Consider the following 17,236-nt stretch of genomic DNA (forward strand, 5'->3'; position numbering starts at 1 on the left):
CGCACAGTCCACGCACCCGCACGACGCTAAGGCTTGGGCGCCTCGCCGCCATCGTAAGTCAGATTCCCGCGAAACTCTTCCGCATCAGCACCGTTCGAAATAATCGACGCATGCCCGTCTCCCCAGGCGGCGACGAACCCGTCGCGATCGCTCCGCTTCACGCCATCGAGCGGGTTGGCCAGATCGACTTCCCAGTCGTCAGGCTTCGTCCAAACAACGGCGCGCTGCGGCACGACTTCCACGACCATGATGGTTTGCGAACTGCCGTCCTTCAGGTCGCCAAACTTGATTCCTTCACGACCGCCGAACACCGTTCCTTCCGCTCTCGGCGCCAAGAAGGTGGTGCGGCCACGATCGCCTATCGCTGCTCGCACTGCGGGATCAGGATCGGCATAGAACTCCGGCATCTGGTCGATCAGCTTGCGATTATGTTCGCTGTCCCACGGTTCATCGAGATGGAATTGGTTGTAAAGCTTCATCTGCTCCATGTATGGCAGAAGTTGGACCCGCCAACTCAGCAGCGGTTTCCCGCTGTTGTCATAAATCGCCCCTGCCGGAAACGTAGACTTCGCCGACTCATGATTGTGCAGGCCCAGCGCAATCTGCTTGAAATTGTTCATCCGCGACTTGCGATACAACTCATCCCGCATCTTTTGCGTCATCGCCGGCAAAAAATCTCGTATGAACGCCACTTCCTCTTCGTCATCGCCGAATGTCACGGACAGCCCCGTCCCCTCCACCGTTGGCGACACCAATGCCAACAGCGGCAGCAAGCCCTTCGCCCGGTCTTGATGCGCCGGCGGCCCCTCGATCGCGTCCTTTGTCAGCAGCGCCTTGGCCACGAACATCGCATTGCCGATCGCCTGCTCCAGCGTCCGCGCGATCTCCGGCGACGCTGCATCAACGGTGATCGTCAATTGAAACTTCGGCGGCAACGTCACCCCCGCGCCCGCCCAACGCACGCCGTCGGCGAGCAACTTCCCGTTAATCTCCATGAACGGCGCCGGCAGCTGCGGGAACATCTCGCGCACGACGCGGCGGCTCTCCGCATCGCCGATCACCGCCAACCCCGCGTCGGCGTCGCCAAGGCCTGCCAGCGCGGCCATCGACTCCTCCCGCGGTTGGCTCGCCGTTTGAACGACAAGCTCCTTGACTCGCGCCCGTTGCGTCTCCGTTCCGGCCGCGACGATAGTCTCGCTAACCGCGGAGAACTCTTTCGGCAGCAAGAAATCTCGCACGACTGCAGCTGGCGTTCCGGCGGGCGGCATGAACTGCCGACGCCGGTCGTTCAGAAACTTCGCCGCCTCGGTCGCCTTGCCGCCGCGTTCGACTTCGACGATCCAGGTCGTACCTCCCTCGGCCACATCGCTCACGCGGAACAGGACGTACGCGCGACGAACGGCCAACTGACGCAGGCCGTTCACCTCGGCTTGCAACTCCGTCGCGGCGCGCGCCGCGTCCGCTTGGTCAGCTTCGGGAACGATCCCCGCCCGCAGCAGTTCTTCCGCCGCCGCCGGCATGTCGACGCGCGTCAGATCGACATAGCCGATGGCGACGACGTCGTGCGTCAGATAGGGAGCCATCGCCGCATGATCTGCCGCGGCGATCAGTTGCGGGCCGAAGAGTAATAACCCGCAAGCGATTAGTCCTAGCGAACGTGTGCCGATGAACATGTCAAACCTTCCCTCTGTTATCAAGAGTGAATCGTCAGTGCACTAAGCAACGCATTAGCGATTCAACTGATGAGTGCTTCCCTCACAAAGCCAACCACCCAATAGCCGGAGGGCCACGCCCTCCGGGCCGCGTAACGCCAGACGTTGCCCCAGCGCGCCGCTTCCCGGACCGCGTGGCGGTCCGGCTAACGCGCTAGCGAATGCAAGCCGGCCGTCACTTCGCCAGCGTGATTTCAAACCGCGAGGAGTAGTCGTTCATCTTGTCGCTGAACGGCAACTCCAAGATCGCCGTCTCCCCATCGAGTCGATAAACAAACGGCTTCCCGGTCAACGGATTGAGCGGCACTGGAACAATCGTGATCTCCTCCAGCGTCGCCGGCAGCTTGCCAGTTTGCGCCGCATGCATGCGGATGGCTTCGATCGCCTGAAGCGCATTGAGTTGCCGCTCCAATCGCATTCCTGCACTCCGAATCGAGTTCACCGCCGGCATCAACATGCTGGCGAGCAGCCGGCCTAAGCCTCCCGTCAAATGGCTGCCTTGAATCAACGCATCGCTCTCGCGTTGCCGATTTCTGGCGGCTGCGTACGGCAGATACCATTGCTTCTCGAATTCGTCGCCAATTCGGCGGTACTCGCGGGCGGCGTCGATGGCCAGCACCTGTCCAACGGGCATCTGTTCGACGAGATGAGCCTCCATCCCGCCGGCCATAAGGCGCCGTTTCGCATCGGGGTAAAGGATGATCGCCAGTCCCGCGACGCCCGCCTGGGCGCTAGCTTCATCCAGTCCAGGAGCGCCGCTGCCGAGAACGTTTTGAGCTTCTTCCACGCCGCTGGCAATCAGGCGAGCCCACTCCTGCGGCGAGTGCTCTGTGTTCTCCGGATCGATCAGGAAAGGGAACGTCCGCAAGCCGATCCCCATCTCCATGCGGACTGCTGGAACCAAGTCGATGAACGGTCGCGGCAGTTCTGCCAGCGCCCAGTAGAGATTCGGCGAGTCCTTCGCTGCGATCAACTCGATCACCTCGTCGTTTGCCATATTGGCTTCGGCAATGCCTACCAGCGAGCTAATCAGAAAGGAGGCTTGGGCGGTGTGACGCGCCAGTTGGTAAGCCATCCGCAGCTGTTCAATGGCGGCGCCATCGTCCCGGTCGGCTATCGCGATGCGCGTCCGCAGCATTAGCGCCCGGGCGAGCGAGCGGCTCTCTTGCACCTCGGGCAGCAACATCGCGAACATCGCCGAACCTTCGAGTTCATCGACATGATGTCCCCAATCGCAGTCTCGCCGCACCGATCCCCGCGCAACGAACTGTTCCACAATGTTGTCGAACCGCGAGGCTGCGGTGCGCGCCTTTGCCAGAGTTGCGCCGTCGAGCTGCCGTTCGACCGAATACCAAGCTTCGGCGTTGGTGGATCCTTCGACTTCATCGCGGCCATATTCGTCAAAGATGCCCTTCCAGGCCGACGATACATTTCCCTCCGCAAATGAACGCAGATAAAAGAGCGCGGCATTGCCGTTCCGCATGGCGTCGGCCCGTGGAATCAAGTTGAGAGCAAGAGCAGGTTCCGGCTCCGCCGCCGGGGTGACAGACATCTTGTAGACGGTGAGCCCTGGTTCACCCTCGGCGTTAGCGACGACGGTCAGCTCCCCATGCCCCGGCCGCGCGACGAGAGCGCCGGCTAGCAGCGGCAGGATGAGTGAAACAACGCGAATCGGCTTCATATCGAGTCTCCCGAAAGTGTTCGGCGCCAGGGCCAAACCGGAGTAGGCGCAGTAGTAGTAGCGTCGTTAGGGTTCAGTTCCTTCCAGAGCTCACGAGCCGTCTTGGCGGAGGGTAGCGCGAGATCAGGCGTTGCGGCCACACGGTCATGTCGAGCGTCGGCGCCGCTGGTCGCACCATCAGGTCCGGGTCGCTGAAGTGCAATCCAGGGTCCTGCGAGCGTTAGCTGCCGGCCGTAGGAGTTGATCCGTCGCTCGACGTCCCAGGCGGATGCATCGCGAGCGGTTAAGCCTTTCACCTCCGCACTCGGCGGCGGCAGCAATTTCTCCACCGCGAGCCGGGGCGTCCCGCCCCCGGCGCGTTCCGGCTGATCGAGCTGCTTCACCGACCCCACCCACCCCAGCGTCGTCGCCACTGCCAACGAGGCCGCCAGCGCCGCACTCCCCAGCGACCAAATCGCCAAACGTCGCCGCTCCTTTACAGCCCCGGGCTCCGCCCGGGGGTAGCCGCGCGAATCGGCCACCATTTCCAGCGGGGCGACCCGACCCCCGGCCGAAGGCCGGGGCTGCCATTGCGCTTCGCACGCCGCCCAACCTGCTTGGTACATGAACTGATCGCGATCAATCCCCGCGGCCGTTAGCGGCTTCGCGGCCAGCAGCGCTTCGAGCGCCGCCAATTCGTCGGGCAGTCTCAACTCTTCAGGTTTGAATTCGTCGGACATGGCGTTTCTCAATGAATCCGTGGTTCCCAATGCCTGCGGAGTTGTTCCAAGGCTTGGACGTAAGTTCGTTGGGCGCTACTTTTCGATTCGCCGACCAATTCGCCGATTTCCTGCCAAGCGAGCCCGCCCCAGACGCGCAGGACGACGATCTCACGGGCTGCGGCGTCGAGGGTCGCCAGGTTGTCGTTCAGTTCGGCCGCGTCGGCGGGATTGGCTTCGGTCGGCTGGCGGGCCACGCGTTGTTCGGTAGCGAACAACTCGTGAGCATTTCGCCGGCCTTCAGCCCGAACCGCGTTGAGCGCCCGATTTCGCACGACGCGGTAGAGCCACGCCGCCGGATTCTCCGGCGCCTTGGGCTGCCGGGCCAACTCGATCAGCGCCTCCTGCACGCAGTCGTCGGCCGCACTCGTCCACTGCCGTGCGTAAAGTGCGAGCGCGGCGCCATGCCGGTCGAGCATCTCAGCGATCAGCGTGGCGTCGACGCTCGGCATGGCGGTTCCGAACCAACGGGGCCTGTTCTGCAGAAGAGACACCGGTGGGGCTCGATTTTGCCCAAGATTATTTGCGCGCCTCGCGAATCGAGTGACAACCCCCGCGGCCCAGACGCCGTATGGGACTGGTCGCTTAAGCGACCAGTCCGAACCCACGCTTGGGCTTGCCTGCTTCGAGCCCGCCTGCTTCGACGCGACTCATTCAACCGGCGCCACTCGGAATCGTCAAACAAGCGACCAGCCCCAACGCGGCCGTCTCGATCCGCAAGATACGCTCCCCCAGTCCGACGACGTCCCAGCCCGCCGCCACGGCCGCTTCGACCTCGGCGTCGCTCAGTCCCCCTTCGGGGCCGATCGCGACGAGCGTGGGACGCTGTTCGGCGAGCGCCGCGGCTGTGGGCCGATGGCCTGTCGGATGGGCGACCCAGCGGCGGAATCTCAGCGGTTCGGCATGGTGCGCGAAATCGGCGGCGAAGACGCCTCCCACGGAACGAATGTCAGCGTCCAGCCAGTCGCTCCACCGCATCGGCTCCACAATCTCCATCAGCCGATTGCGACCGCACTGCTTGCTCGCCTCGACGACATACCTAACAAGTTTGTCGCCCCCCTGTTTCTCTGATCTCTCGGTGATGAGGGGGACGAGCCGCGACACGCCAAGCTCGACGCTTTTCTCGACGATCCACCGTTGCCGATCTCCCTTCGGCAGCGCGATGCCCAGAACCAGCGGGTGCGGCAACTCGCGATCAACTTCGCGACGCTCGGTGATCGCCAGCTCCACTGTCGAGCGTTTGCAGGCCGTCACCTCGGCGTCGAACTCGCGCCCAGAGCCGTCGAAGAGCGTGACGCTCATCCCTGGCGCTGCCCTTAGGACGTGCAGCAAGTGATGGGCCTCACTACCGTCAAGCGTCGCGAGGTCGCCATCAATCGGCGATTCAGAGTAGCAGCGGCGGGGCATGGCGGAGGTCAAACTGGTTGAGTGCTAGCACAAGCCATGCGGCGGCAGGTCGTCGCGACGCAAGTTCGCCTGCCGCTGGCGCCGATGGAACACGACAGCATTCTGCCTGCCGCTGAGCCGACGCTCAAGAGACCGCGACTATGTACTACGCCCATTGGGGGCTGCAACGCTCGCCTTTCGCGGGCGGCGACGCCCCGCAATTCTTCGCCGGCGAGAGCCAGACCGAGGCGCTCGCCCGGTTGCGCTACGTCGCTGAGCAGCGGCGGCATGCGTTGCTGACGGCGGGACGCGGCGTCGGCAAAACGACGCTGTTGAGGCAGTTTGCAGAAAGCTGTCGCTACGACGGATTGCCCACGGCAACCATGACCCTGGCGGGGCTCTCGCCGCGGGAGTTTCTTTGGCAAACGGCGGCGCAGTTCGCCCTCGGGCCGAAGTCGTCCGACGACGCTACCCAACTCTTTCGCCGCTTGACCGATCACGGAGCGGCAATCGGCTGGGGCTCGAGCGGCGCGGCTACGCTGCTGCTAGATGACGCCGATCAGGCGGGCGCTGACGTGCGGCAACAATTGCTGCGGCTCGTGAGCCTGACGAGCAGCCCGACGCCGTGGCTGACGATCGTGCTGGCAACCACGCCTTCTGGCGCGCGGCGCCTGGGCGACGAGTTGCTGGACGCGCTCGACCTGCGGATCGAATTGGAACCTTGGACCGAGCCGGAGATGATCGGCTACATCCAACACGCCCTGCTCGCAGCCGGCGCCGAGCAGCCGATCTTCGACGACGAAGCCCTCGGCGCCCTTCACGCCCTCTCCGATGGCGTGCCGCGGAAGATCAACCGCCTCACCGACCATGCGCTGCTCGGCGCCGCCGCCGAGGGGCACGACGCGATCGACGCGGCGATGATCGAAGCGGCGCACGACGCTCTCAATTGGACGACGACGGCGGGTTGAGCAGTCGCGACGCTGTGACGAGATTAAGCGACTTCGCCGGTTGACGGATCTTTGCCAAGCGCTTCTTTGACGTGAACCATCGCGGTTCGCAGCACGCCGACCTGTTTCTCCAGCACGTCGCGGTCGATGCGAACTCGCTCGAGGATCGAGTCGCTTGACGACTTGATTGACTCTGCCGACTTGCGGACGGCGTCAAGCGTCTGGACTCGCTTTTCGATATCGAGAACAGCCCGATCAATCGGCTCAAAATCAATCTGCTGCCGCGCCGCGTCCTGGCTGCTGCGGAGGCAAAGCGCGCGGCTGATTTCCAGCCCGGCCCGCAGGTAGGCGTCGGTCTGCGGGTCCTCCGCGTCCCACACCACGAACACGTCCGAACCGAACCGGGCGAGCGGTTCCATCGTCGGCGCCGAGGTGCGGGAGAAGACAAACAGCCCCAACTGCGCATCACGATTCTTGCGTGCTTGCTCGATTTCTTCTTGAGCCATGCGGAGCGTGTAGCGCTGTTCCTCTTTCGCTTCGATGACAATGCGAGCGCCAGCCGCGGCGCAATCGGGACCGAGGTGAATCACCGCGTCGCCAACCTTGCAGTTCTTGATCAGGCCGGTCGCAGCGCCAGTGTTTTCGGCGATGTCGCCACGGCGTTGGGCGTGTTGTTCGAGAAAACTGAAGACGGCGTTTTCGAACGTTGCCCCGTGCCGCGTTGAGCGGGCTTCCTCCTCGCGGCGCGTCACCAGCTTGCCGAGGGCGATCTTCACTTCCTCTTGGAACTCGGCGTTAGTCTTCACATGGGCTTCGAGGATCGTCGTCAGCTCGTTCTTGAGCCGCCGCAGGCCGGAGGTTTCGTTGTCGAGCGAGAATTCGTTCGTAATCGTGCGTTGGGCGCGATCGACGTTCTTCACTAACCGACTCAGCGCGGAATTCTCTTCATCGAGCGAGAACTCCTTCACGACGCCGTCGATTTTATCCTTGATGTCCTTCGAGAGGTCGCCATGCTTGGACGTCAGTTCTTTCACCAATCGGCAGAGGGCCCCATCGGCGTTATCGAGCGAGAACTCGCGCAGCAGCCGCTCGCGCTGCTGCCCCAGTTGCGTCTCCACGTTGGTGCGTAGCACCGCAAGGAGGCCCTGTGATTGATCGGGGCTGAGCTGCTTCATCAGCGGGCTGTTGGCGCCCACATGCGACAGCAGCGTCTTGGCGAGCCGCGAGTCGTCGCCGTCGAGGCAACCCGAAAGCAGCCGCGCCAGGTCCCCATCGGAGGCCGTGAGACTTTGCACCCGCTGGCTGAAGCGGCCATCTTGCGGGTCGAAGTATTCCTTCAGCGAATGGTTGAGCCGCTCATGCGCACTGCGGGAGTGTTCGTCGAGTTGCTGTCGCAGCGCATCAAGCAGTCGCGACGTTTCGCGCTGGATGAACTCGCCGTCAAACGCCGTCGACGCGCGCCGCAGGGCGAGCACGCCGATCTTGAGGGCCTCGATGGCAAACTCGTCCCGCTCCGGCCCTTCGGGATGCTTTTCGAGCTCGGCGACAACGTCGCGGTCGTCGATGTAGAGCTCCAGCTGAATCGAGAACGGCAGTTCGCCGCTGAACGACGGTTGGCGGCGGGCTTCTTGCAGAATATCCGACATCGTCACTCCTCCGATGCATGTTGGCGGCGCCGCACTGGACGGCTGTTTACCAATATGGGAGAAGCGAGCCGAAGAGGCAAGGCATTTCACGTCGCAAGCAGTTCACGACCGTTACGATTGATCACTACTTCCAGTTGTTCGCCGCGGAAGAGTACGTCGAAATACTCGAGAAACCCTCGAAAACCGAGCAGAGATTCTTCCCAAGCTTGCTCGGCGACGCCGACGGTAGCGTTCCAGCGATAGCGCTCGCCGTCATGCTCCAGTTCGACCGCGACCTGGGCGTAGGAGAGAGGCACGTCGCCGCCGGCCGAGACGATGCGGTTGTGCGCGCCGGGAATCAGCGTGGCTCCGATCGCTTCCGCCATTTCGTAGCTTAAAACCGTTTCATCAGCGCCGGTGTCGAGCAAGCCGCGGAAGCGAACCGTGGCGCCATCGCCCGTGAACGAGACAGGAACGATCGGACGGTAGATGACGCTTGTTCCAGCGCCGGCGTGAGCGTCTTCAACTTCGTAACCGACATAGGAGAAGATCACCGTGCGATCCCCACGAGCCGCGCGTCGGCTGGAGGGACCTTTTCAAAACTGGCGTTAGGCTCGCCAAGTCGCTTGGCCTCACTTATGACAGCGACCAGCGAGGCGCCGTTGGCAATAATCGCGCCGCCGACGGCATTCCAGGCAATCCATTTTCCCGCCAACTCCTTCGGAACGATGCTCCGCGGCGTCGGGTTCGTTGAAGTGGACATGAGGGAGTCGGCTCCGCGGTTCATTGCCGTGACAATTAGGCGACCCACCAATTCTAGCAGACTCTAAGGGACGCGACAAAATTCAAGAGCGCTAGCCGTGCCGGCACCGCTTCGCTATTCCGCCAACTGCTCCAGAATTTCTTCCCAAGACAGCCGAACTTGCCCAATGCGGCGGGAGAGCCGGTCGGAGGAGGAGACGTGATTCAGCTTGGAGCGGGCCTCGGTCACTTCGTCCTCCAGCGCGGCCAGCCAGTCGGGGACGTCGAGTCCCGAACCGTGCGGTTCGCTGACCAATTCGGCGATCTCATGTTCCAGGGCGTCGAACGACGAATGTCGATGGCCATTTCCGTCGTCCATGGCCGGCTCGACCATCGCCCGCAGGCGGTCGATCACCAACGGCCGAATAAAGCGCTCGCCCAGCCGATCGGCGATCGTCGGAAGCTGCATGCCGTACTCGTTGGCGAGCGAATTGAGCCGAGCGATGTGCAGGTCGGCCGCTTCGCTGGTCCGCTCGGCGAAGGCTTGCCGCCACATTTCGGCGGCAGCTTCCTGACCTTGTCGCACGAGAATCTCGTGGGCCCAAACCACGGGCTTCAGGTTCCACGCAATGCGGTCGTAGGCGGCACGCTGGCGTAGGAAGTCGACGAACATGTAGAGCATCTCGCCATGGTCGCTCTGCGTCGTCGTCGTGTTGTAATCTCGATAGACGCGATAGTTTTCGACGACCGCTTCGATGGCGATTGACAGCAGTTCGACCGCATCATCGCGGGGCCATTGCTCGTCGATCTCGCGCAGCAGCCGAATGTTCTCGACCGCTTCATCGTCCATGCTCAGCGCGATCAGCCAATCGCCGACCCCTTGATGGAGGATGCCGCGCAAATTGCCGAGGCTCAAAAACTTTTGCGTGAAGAGATCCGATCCGTAGCGCTGGACGAACTTCACAAACCGCCGCCAGTCCTCCGGCGCGGCGAGCTTCTCCACAATGCTTAAGCGGAGCGTGCGGCTGTGCGTGAGCCAGTGGTCGAGTTGCCGCTCGGTAAGCTGTTGCAGCACGTCGACCAGCATGTGGTCGGGATCGCGGTCGTCGGGAGCGTCGGCCGGCATCTTCCAGTCGCGGGCCGATTCGACGATGGCACGGACGATCGCCTGATACCCGTTTTCGAACAAGCCGTCGAATTCGGTGACGGCGCCCGCCCCCACCGGATTGATGCTCTCCAGTTCCTGGGCCAGGTGCAGAAGTTGGCAGGTTTCCCGGATCAATCCCAGACGCGGGAGCCAGCCGAGCAGGTCGTTCAGCAACCGCTGAATCGAGCGGGTGACGACGACCTGCCGTGGAATGCCGCCGCGCGTGTGGGGGACATAGAGCAGTTGTCGCGGGCCAAGCGCGATGAGGAACTCGTCCCACACGGCGCGAACCTGCCCCGGATCGCCGGCGAGCACCGCCCGCAACAAGGCGACCGAGACGCCGTCGATGGGGTCGCCGAACTTCTCAGCGTCGCTGGAGTCTTCGCGCGTCGTCATCAGCAGCCGGGCGGCCGTGGCTGTATCAACGCACGTCGCCACGATTTTTTGGATGAGCGTATCCTTGACCGTGCGCAGGCGATCGAACTCGACCAGCGAATCATGGGAACCCGAGGGCTGGCGGAAACGGTAACGGTGCACTGCTTCCAGCAATTCGAGCAGCTGCCGATAGTTCGTTCCCGCCTGATGCAGCCACTGGTCGAGTACCTCGCGACGTTCCGGACGGTGGGCTTCGCCTCCCCAGGTGATCGCGGCATGCTTCCAGAGCCTGGCGACCGTATTCATGAAACTGAGCCGTTGCTCGAGGCGGTCAGCCTCATATTCCCATTCAGAGTAGAGGGGTTCGAAGCCGTCGTCGGCGATGTCTCCCTCGACGCCGTCGTCGGTCGTGTCGCGGAACGTGACGTCGTCGTACGCGGCGCCGAAGATTCCTCCTTCCTCGTCCTCCTCTTCCTCATCGTCCTCGTCGCCTTCGATCGCTTCGACGAACTCATCCTCCTCGTCGAAGTCGTACTCGTAGTCTGCGTCGTCGTCGAAGTCGTCGCCGTCGTCGTCGTCAATCGCATCGCCGAAAGGGTTGTCGTCGCTGAGCAATGCCGAACCGACCCTGCCGCCGCTGACTTGGAGCGTCGGGGCCTGCCAATACTCTTCGGCGTTGGCTTCGAGGTAGGCGAAGAAGCCAGCTACCTCAGGCCAATGATCGTCAACGCCTTCGTGTTGCTGCGCCTCGACGGTCGCGAGCCAGCGGAATGCCAGCGGATGGAAGGAGATATCGCCGTCTTCCAGCGGCGTGCGATCGCGTTGATTGACCCACTGCATCATCAGCGCCCGGGCCGCGACGACGTCGCCGTGGTCCAACAGCGCTTCGATTACGAGCTGGAACGCCTTCGACGAATCGAACTGGTCAACGAACAGCCGCCAAAAGGCGATGTCGCCCGCGGCCGCCCCGGCCTTGTGCCAGGCATTGAGGGCGCCGGAGACGAGATTCGCTGAGACTTCAATCTCCTTCGCCACCAGGCGCTTGACGCCTTCAATGCTAAAGCTGGCGAACCGGTCCCACCATTGCGCAAGCCGCGTCAGCACGGTGGAAAATCGCGTTTCCAGAGCCGTGTTGTCGACCGCCGCCGCTTCGCTCCACGCCCGCGCAGCGAGATCCAAAATTTGTTCCACGAGCTCGATCAGTTCGTCGACCCGCCAGTCGTGGACTGTGTTCTCCATGGCCGGGAACAGGCTGAAGTTGGCGGCGAATCCCACGATATTCCACGGATCGACCAACGCGCCGCATTCAATGGCACGGTGGAGCAGCGCCTCGACGTCTTCCAGGTCTTCGACGACCGGCTCCAGTTCGTCGCGATCGAGGGCGTCGTGACCCGAAGTGAGTCGACAATAAATGGCGGTCAACATCCGCGCCGACGCGACGCGCACGGAGTTGGCCTGTTTCAGCGCCGCCTCGGTGCGTCCCATCCGGGCATACAACAGCGCGAGATGGACGCGTTGCAGCTGAATGGCGCGCCGTCGGGCAAGCTCGTGATTGAGGTGCTGCCGCGCGCCGCCAAACGGTTGCCGGGTGCGCACTGCTTCTTCGCGCAGATGGTCGCCGTGGGACCCGCCGGCCGATGCCAAGAGTTGCTTGTAAAAATCGTCGCGGTAGGCCGCGATCACCGGCAGCAACGTCGAAAGCGTCACCGAGGAATCATGCCGGCCAGGCGAATCGCCGCTGGTGCCGGAGGCCATCAAGATCGTGCCGGCCAGGACCGCGGCCGCCTCGTCGACGCGATCGGCAGGGTCGATCCCCGGCGGGCAGTGTTGCGGATCGCAGCGCGTCAGCAGCGCGTCGAGCGTCACCTGCTGCAGCACGAAGCGCGAGTAGTAGCCGGCGTTGGAAATATGATGGGTGTCCCACTGCCCGAAGTGATAGTTCGGGCGACGATTGACGGGGTGGTCGAAATCGTAAGCGCGCGGGTCGAGTGCGATTTCCTCCAACCGATCGAGATCGAACCAGGCGCGCGAGAGGATTTCGGGATCGGCCTCGCGTAAGATCTCAAGCGCCCGCGAAATGATCGGTTCGTAGCGACCAGCCCCGACGCCTGCGCCGCGAACGAACAGCGGAATGGGCCGGACAAATTCATGAGGGTAAGGCTCGCTCTGCGCGCCCGACTCCAACGTGGCGGTCGGTCGATAGCCGACATAGTCGTTCAAATGGGCAATCGCGCCCTCGATGATGCGCGACGACTCGTTCCAGGGCGCTCCCTGTGCGAGAATCGCTTCGCAAGCCCGGCCGATGAAGAACGGCCGCCACAGTTCCCACGGGTGCTGGTGATGGAGTAGATCGCGATGGAACTCGCAGTACGCCTTCGGCAGCTTGTTGGTCGCCAGGGCGATCACGGCCCGCGCTTGTTTTGAATCGGCGAACGCAGATTTCTCTTGTTGCAGGCGATCGACCGCGCCGGTCAACCAGCGCGCCAGCGTCGGCAGCACCTCCTCGGGCGGGACTTTAGCCTCAATGACGCGATAGAGCCCGTTCAGATTCGCGAGAAACTTCGGATCGCTCGTGCCGGCCGAAAAATTGAGATACCCGACCGCCTCGTCGAGCAGCGCCACGGCGGCGGCATCAGGACTTGGCGGCGGAGAAGTCACGGCAAGGTTCAAGCAGGGGTGCAGGAAGCGACCGCCGGCAGGCGCTCGCGTCACGGGAGGATAGCCGGGTTCCGGGCCGGCCCTCATTCAGTTGGCTGAAAAGGGGCGCGGATTGGGGGGAGAAAGCCAAACCGCCTGATTTCGGCCAGTTCCTTCGAGCCGGCCTCTATCGTAAGGGACGCCCCGCACGATGGTCTAGGCGTCAAACAAGGCGGCGCCAATTGCGAGCCCATGCTGCTAGAACTCTTTGTCCCGCCGATTTTGACTGACTACACTGGGGAAGGACGATCCGAGCCGACTCTTATACGACGCCAGCCGCGATGCTCACGCTATGGAAGAAATTGTTAGGATGAATCCCACGCTTTGGACCTGCTCGCTCTTCTCCCGCACCGTTGCGTTCAGGACGGCGGTTTTCGCTCTCCTGGCCCTCACGGGGCTAGGGAGTAGGTCGTCGCAGGCCGAAGGTCCGTTGGTCACGCGCGAAATGGCGGCGAGCAAGGGACTTGAGCGAGCCTGGTTCGCGCAAATTCCGGTCGACGCTGGCCGCAATCGCGTCACGACGTGGTACCTCTACTTCGATCGTCTCTATGGCGTGACCGACTCGGGAGTCATCACGGCCCTGAACGCCGAGACGGGCGAGCAGCTGTGGGCGAAGCAGGTGGGGCGACCCGGGCATCCGGCGTTCGGCCCCGGCGCGAACGCCGACTACATCAGCGTCGTCAGCGGCGGCAAGTTGTACGTACTTGATCGCCACAGCGGTCGCATGAAGTGGATTCGCGAACTCGGCAGCGCCCCATCCTCCGGACCCGCGCTGAGCAGCAACTATGCGTACGTCGCCTTACTGACTGGACGGATTGAAGGCTACAAACTCGATGATCCCAAGACGCAGCCGTGGTATTACCAATCGAAAGGTCGCACCTACTTGCGTCCTACCGTCACGGGCAAGGTCGTCAGCTGGCCGACCGCCAGCGGATACCTGTACGTCGCCGACGCCGAACAACCGCATGTATTGTTTCGCCTGAAAACCAGCGGCGACATCGTCACCTCCCCCGCACAGCAGTCGCCCAATCTCTTTGTCGCGTCGCTCGACGGTTACCTCTACTCGATCAACGAGTTGACCGGCCACGAAGACTGGCGTTACTCCACCGGGTACGCCATCACGAGTTCTCCCGCCGTGGTCGGCGATATGGCGTTCGTCGCATCATTCGAGCCGGCAATTCACGCAATCGACTCGAAGACAGGCGCTGAAAAGTGGATCACCCCGGGCGTCAGCCACTTCGCCGCGCGCGGCAAAGATCGCGTTTATGCCGCCGACGAGTATGGGCACGTCTTGATCCTCGACTCCGCTACCGGTCGGCCCCTCGGACAATTGCCCGTTGCCGAAGGACTGACGACGCTGGTGAACGATCAGACGGATCGCATCTTCCTGGTGAACGATCGCGGTTTGGTGCAGTGTCTGCATGAGGTCGGCGTTAACGAGCCAATCCTCTACCGCCAACCGGTGGCCCCTCCCAAGGCCGCGGATGCGCCGTCCGCAGGCGAGACCCCGCCAGCGGCTCCGCCTGAACCGCCGGCCGATGAAGCGGCCGAACCGGCGGGCGACGAGCCAGCGCCCGCAGATGACGGGGACGCCTTTGGCGACGAGCAACCGCCGGCCGCCGATGCTCCGGCTGCGGATGCCCCGGCCGACGACAATCCGTTTGGCGAACCGTAAGACCCGGCGCCGGTCACCACTTCTCTTGCCCGGTGAGCGACAGGACGCTGGTCCAGAGCTCGCTCTCGGGATCGAGCCGCTTTTTAAGTCCGGTCGACGTCCCCAGCGGCACATGGACGAGGTGGTTGTGCCACAACCCGACGAGCATGTCGGTGCGGCCAGACATCGCGGCGTGCACCGCGGCCCGCGCGAATCGCTCGCAAATGAGCGAGTCGACCGCCTCGGCCGGCAGACTGCGAATGAGATAACTGGGATCAAAATACTTGACGCCGGTCGGTATCCCTTCGGCCTTGAGGTATCGCTCGATCTCGGCCTTCAAGAAGTAACCAATGTCGGCGAGCCGTCGATTGCCTGAGGCGTCGGCGCCTTGAATTTCGTCCAGCAAATGCTGGCCCGCCCCCTCGGCGACCACCACGACGGCATGCTCGCGCGCCAGGAGGCGTCGCTTCAGCTTCGCCAGAAATCCATCGGGGCCGTGCAACTCCAGCGGGATCTCCGGCACCAGACAGAAGTTCGCCTCGCCGCTCGCCAAGACTGCCGTGGCGGTAATGAAGCCCGCTTCGCGCCCCATCAGCTTGACGAGGCCGACGCCGTTGTACACCGACTTCGCTTCGACGTGGGCCCGATCGATGGCGATCTCCGCTTGGCCGACCGCCGTGGCGAATCCAAACGTCGTAAAACAGAACTCAATGTCGTTGTCGATCGTCTTGGGGATGCCGATCACCGCGATCTTAAGTCCCCGTCGCTCGACTTCCTGGGCCATCGCGTGCGCACCGGCTTGCGTACCGTCGCCGCCGATGCAGAACAGCATGTTGATGCCGCGGGCCGTGAGAAAGTCGACCGTATCGGCCGGCAATTGCGGACCGCGCGACGTGCCGAGAATCGTGCCGCCGCGATGGTGGATATTCTCAACCACCTCCGGCGTGAGCGCGATGGGCGGACGGCCCACGTTGCCATTGAGCCCCTCGTAGCCATAGCGGATTCCCCATACTTCGGGGACGCCATAGTTGTGAATCAACTCCAGCACGATGGTCCGCACGACGTTGTTGATCCCCGGCGAAAGTCCGCCGCAAGTGACGATGGCCGCCTTCACTTCCATCGGATCGAAGTAGATCCGTTCTCTGGCCCCCGCGTGTTCCATCGAAAGCGGACAAATCGGCTCGCCTGCCCGAAAGCGGGGTTCAAAGAGAATCCGCATATCATCCGGCGTATAGTCGCAGCGCCCATCGCCGGGCGTGGTCGACAACTGCAGTGGGGAAGTCCGTTCGCAGGGACCTAGTCGCGCGACTTCGAACTGCGATTGCGTGAACTGATGCTGCGGTTTCATGCGGTTATTCTAATCGTTCGGCCGAGCGCCGTTCACCTAGATCCAGCCATGTTCGCGGTACCACGCGACCGTGGCCGCGAAGTCGTCTTCAAGCGTCGAGGCAGGCCGGTAGCCCAGCATCGAGCGAATCTTGGCGTCCGAGCAGACCCAGCCACGCGCGGTGGCCTCGCGAACCTTGTCGAAGTTAATGAGCGTCGCCCGGCCCCGCGCCCGGCCCACGGTCTCGCCGATGGCGCCAGCGATCCAGAAGATGGGCGTAGGCAGCGGCAGCGTGGCGACCGTCCATCCGGCCGCGCGGGCGGCGAGCTGACCCATCTCGCCGTATGTCACATGGCGATCGGCCGCAACGTAATACTTGCCTTGTCCTTGACTGCTCGGCGTGGCCGTCCCATTCGACCCGCTCGCCGGCGGCGCCAAGCGCTCGCCGCTAACCGCGATTCTGACCATCGCATCGCAAAGGTCGGTCACATGGACGAGCGACACCGGGAATCGCCGCAGGCCGGGAGACAGATGCAGCGGCAGAAATCTTAAGCTCCGATACAGCGCCAGACTAGCGCGATCGGCGCGGCCGAACACCATCGGCGGCCGCACCACCGAGGCCGGCAGGTCAACGGCAAGCTCTGCTAAGGCTTGCTCTGCGGCCAGCTTGCTCTTGCCATACGTCGAGACTGGCCGCTCCGCGAGTTCTTCGGTCCGCGGCAATTGCATCGTGCCGGTCCCGCCAGCGGCCAGCGAGCTAACCATCAGAAACGTCGGCGGCGTCAATTGCGTCAGGCAGGCCTCGGCCAGACGGCGGGTGCCGCCGACGTTGTCATCAAAAAACTGGCTCCCTTGGAAGGCGACCGTGCGACCCGCCGCGTGAAATACATAGTCGACGCCGGTGACCGCACGTTGCAAACTTTCGGCGTCTGCGAGGCTTCCCTCGGTGCGCTCCACGGGCAGCGATTCCAGCTGGTCCAGCCGCGATGTATTGCGGACCAGGCACCGGACTTCCCAGCCTTCCTCGCAGAGTCGGCGCGCGAGGTTCGACCCCACGAAGCCGCTCGCACCTGTAATCAGACAGCGCGTCATCAGGACACAGTTCCCAAGCATCGACTAGAGACGCTGCAGTATATCGCGCAGGGATTCAGCGTTCAGGGCACGGAGTTTAGGAAGCCGCCGCACC

General features: G+C 63.3%; 13 protein-coding genes. 2 read left to right on the forward strand and 11 right to left on the reverse strand.

From position 1 onward, the window contains the following. Nucleotides 1-26: 26 nt before the first annotated feature. From I41_RS01100 to I41_RS01120, 5 genes are all read right to left on the reverse strand, one after another. Nucleotides 27-1,673, reverse strand: coding sequence for a DUF1559 family PulG-like putative transporter (locus tag I41_RS01100; RefSeq protein WP_145430148.1), 1,647 nt, complete (start codon nucleotides 1,671-1,673; stop codon nucleotides 27-29). Nucleotides 1,674-1,887: 214 nt separating this feature from the next. Then, complete coding sequence (locus tag I41_RS01105; protein WP_145430151.1) at nucleotides 1,888-3,393, reverse strand: hypothetical protein; 1,506 nt, start codon at nucleotides 3,391-3,393, stop codon at nucleotides 1,888-1,890. Further along, nucleotides 3,390-4,112, reverse strand: a complete 723-nt coding sequence (locus tag I41_RS01110; RefSeq protein ID WP_145430152.1) for a hypothetical protein — start codon at nucleotides 4,110-4,112, stop codon at nucleotides 3,390-3,392. Before I41_RS01110 ends, I41_RS01105 begins: the two co-directional genes overlap by 4 nt. A gap of 8 nt (nucleotides 4,113-4,120) precedes the next feature. After that, complete coding sequence (locus I41_RS01115) at nucleotides 4,121-4,603, reverse strand: RNA polymerase sigma factor (protein ID WP_145430155.1); 483 nt, start codon at nucleotides 4,601-4,603, stop codon at nucleotides 4,121-4,123. Between the two features lie 202 nt (nucleotides 4,604-4,805). Next, entirely contained in the window at nucleotides 4,806-5,558 is a 753-nt protein-coding gene (locus I41_RS01120) for an RsmE family RNA methyltransferase (protein WP_145430157.1), read from the reverse strand. A 140-nt stretch (nucleotides 5,559-5,698) separates the two neighbouring features. On the opposite strand from I41_RS01120, the gene I41_RS01125 reads away from it, so the two are divergent. Beyond that, a complete protein-coding gene (locus tag I41_RS01125; RefSeq protein WP_145430159.1) occupies nucleotides 5,699-6,505 on the forward strand; it encodes an ExeA family protein in 807 nt (268 codons plus the stop codon). 23 nt (nucleotides 6,506-6,528) lie between these two features. Here I41_RS01125 and I41_RS01130 read toward each other — a convergent pair whose 3' ends face one another. The 4 genes from I41_RS01130 to I41_RS01145 all read right to left on the reverse strand — a co-directional run bounded on the left by I41_RS01130 (nucleotide 6,529) and on the right by I41_RS01145 (nucleotide 13,030). After that, nucleotides 6,529-8,130: a hypothetical protein gene (locus tag I41_RS01130; protein WP_145430161.1), complete on the reverse strand. Its 1,602-nt coding sequence runs from the start codon at nucleotides 8,128-8,130 to the stop codon at nucleotides 6,529-6,531. A gap of 86 nt (nucleotides 8,131-8,216) precedes the next feature. After that, nucleotides 8,217-8,663 (reverse strand): aspartyl protease family protein, encoded by a 447-nt coding sequence (locus I41_RS01135; RefSeq protein WP_145430163.1) that lies wholly within the window; start codon nucleotides 8,661-8,663, stop codon nucleotides 8,217-8,219. Further along, nucleotides 8,660-8,872 carry a hypothetical protein gene (locus tag I41_RS01140; RefSeq protein ID WP_145430165.1) on the reverse strand — a complete coding sequence of 71 codons (213 nt, stop codon included), beginning with the start codon at nucleotides 8,870-8,872 and terminating at the stop codon, nucleotides 8,660-8,662. The genes I41_RS01135 and I41_RS01140 overlap by 4 nt, the downstream gene beginning before the upstream one ends. A 114-nt stretch (nucleotides 8,873-8,986) precedes the next feature. After that, nucleotides 8,987-13,030 carry a hypothetical protein gene (locus tag I41_RS01145; RefSeq protein ID WP_168206598.1) on the reverse strand — a complete coding sequence of 1,348 codons (4,044 nt, stop codon included), beginning with the start codon at nucleotides 13,028-13,030 and terminating at the stop codon, nucleotides 8,987-8,989. A 349-nt stretch (nucleotides 13,031-13,379) separates the two neighbouring features. Here I41_RS01145 and I41_RS01150 point away from each other — a divergent pair, with 349 nt between their 5' ends. After that, entirely contained in the window at nucleotides 13,380-14,744 is a 1,365-nt protein-coding gene (locus I41_RS01150; RefSeq protein ID WP_168206599.1) for an outer membrane protein assembly factor BamB family protein, read from the forward strand. Nucleotides 14,745-14,757: 13 nt separating this feature from the next. Here I41_RS01150 and I41_RS01155 read toward each other — a convergent pair whose 3' ends face one another. Further along, complete coding sequence (locus tag I41_RS01155) at nucleotides 14,758-16,071, reverse strand: ATP-dependent 6-phosphofructokinase (protein ID WP_145430171.1); 1,314 nt, start codon at nucleotides 16,069-16,071, stop codon at nucleotides 14,758-14,760. 36 nt (nucleotides 16,072-16,107) lie between these two features. After that, nucleotides 16,108-17,142 (reverse strand): NAD-dependent epimerase/dehydratase family protein, encoded by a 1,035-nt coding sequence (locus I41_RS01160; protein ID WP_168206600.1) that lies wholly within the window; start codon nucleotides 17,140-17,142, stop codon nucleotides 16,108-16,110. Between the last annotated feature and the right edge of the window lie 94 nt (nucleotides 17,143-17,236).

Source organism: Lacipirellula limnantheis, from assembly GCF_007746075.1.
GTDB classification, from domain to species: Bacteria; Planctomycetota; Planctomycetia; order Pirellulales; family Lacipirellulaceae; genus Lacipirellula; species Lacipirellula limnantheis.

Coding starts and splice junctions, on each gene's coding strand:
- I41_RS01100 (WP_145430148.1), bottom strand. CDS start 1,673: ATGTTCATCGGCACACGTTCGCTAGGACTAATCGCTTGCGGGTTATTA.
- I41_RS01105 (WP_145430151.1), bottom strand. CDS start 3,393: ATGAAGCCGATTCGCGTTGTTTCACTCATCCTGCCGCTGCTAGCCGGC.
- I41_RS01110 (WP_145430152.1), bottom strand. CDS start 4,112: ATGTCCGACGAATTCAAACCTGAAGAGTTGAGACTGCCCGACGAATTG.
- I41_RS01115 (WP_145430155.1), bottom strand. CDS start 4,603: ATGCCGAGCGTCGACGCCACGCTGATCGCTGAGATGCTCGACCGGCAT.
- I41_RS01120 (WP_145430157.1), bottom strand. CDS start 5,558: ATGCCCCGCCGCTGCTACTCTGAATCGCCGATTGATGGCGACCTCGCG.
- I41_RS01125 (WP_145430159.1), top strand. CDS start 5,699: ATGTACTACGCCCATTGGGGGCTGCAACGCTCGCCTTTCGCGGGCGGC.
- I41_RS01130 (WP_145430161.1), bottom strand. CDS start 8,130: ATGTCGGATATTCTGCAAGAAGCCCGCCGCCAACCGTCGTTCAGCGGC.
- I41_RS01140 (WP_145430165.1), bottom strand. CDS start 8,872: ATGTCCACTTCAACGAACCCGACGCCGCGGAGCATCGTTCCGAAGGAG.
- I41_RS01150 (WP_168206599.1), top strand. CDS start 13,380: ATGAATCCCACGCTTTGGACCTGCTCGCTCTTCTCCCGCACCGTTGCG.
- I41_RS01155 (WP_145430171.1), bottom strand. CDS start 16,071: ATGAAACCGCAGCATCAGTTCACGCAATCGCAGTTCGAAGTCGCGCGA.
- I41_RS01160 (WP_168206600.1), bottom strand. CDS start 17,142: ATGACGCGCTGTCTGATTACAGGTGCGAGCGGCTTCGTGGGGTCGAAC.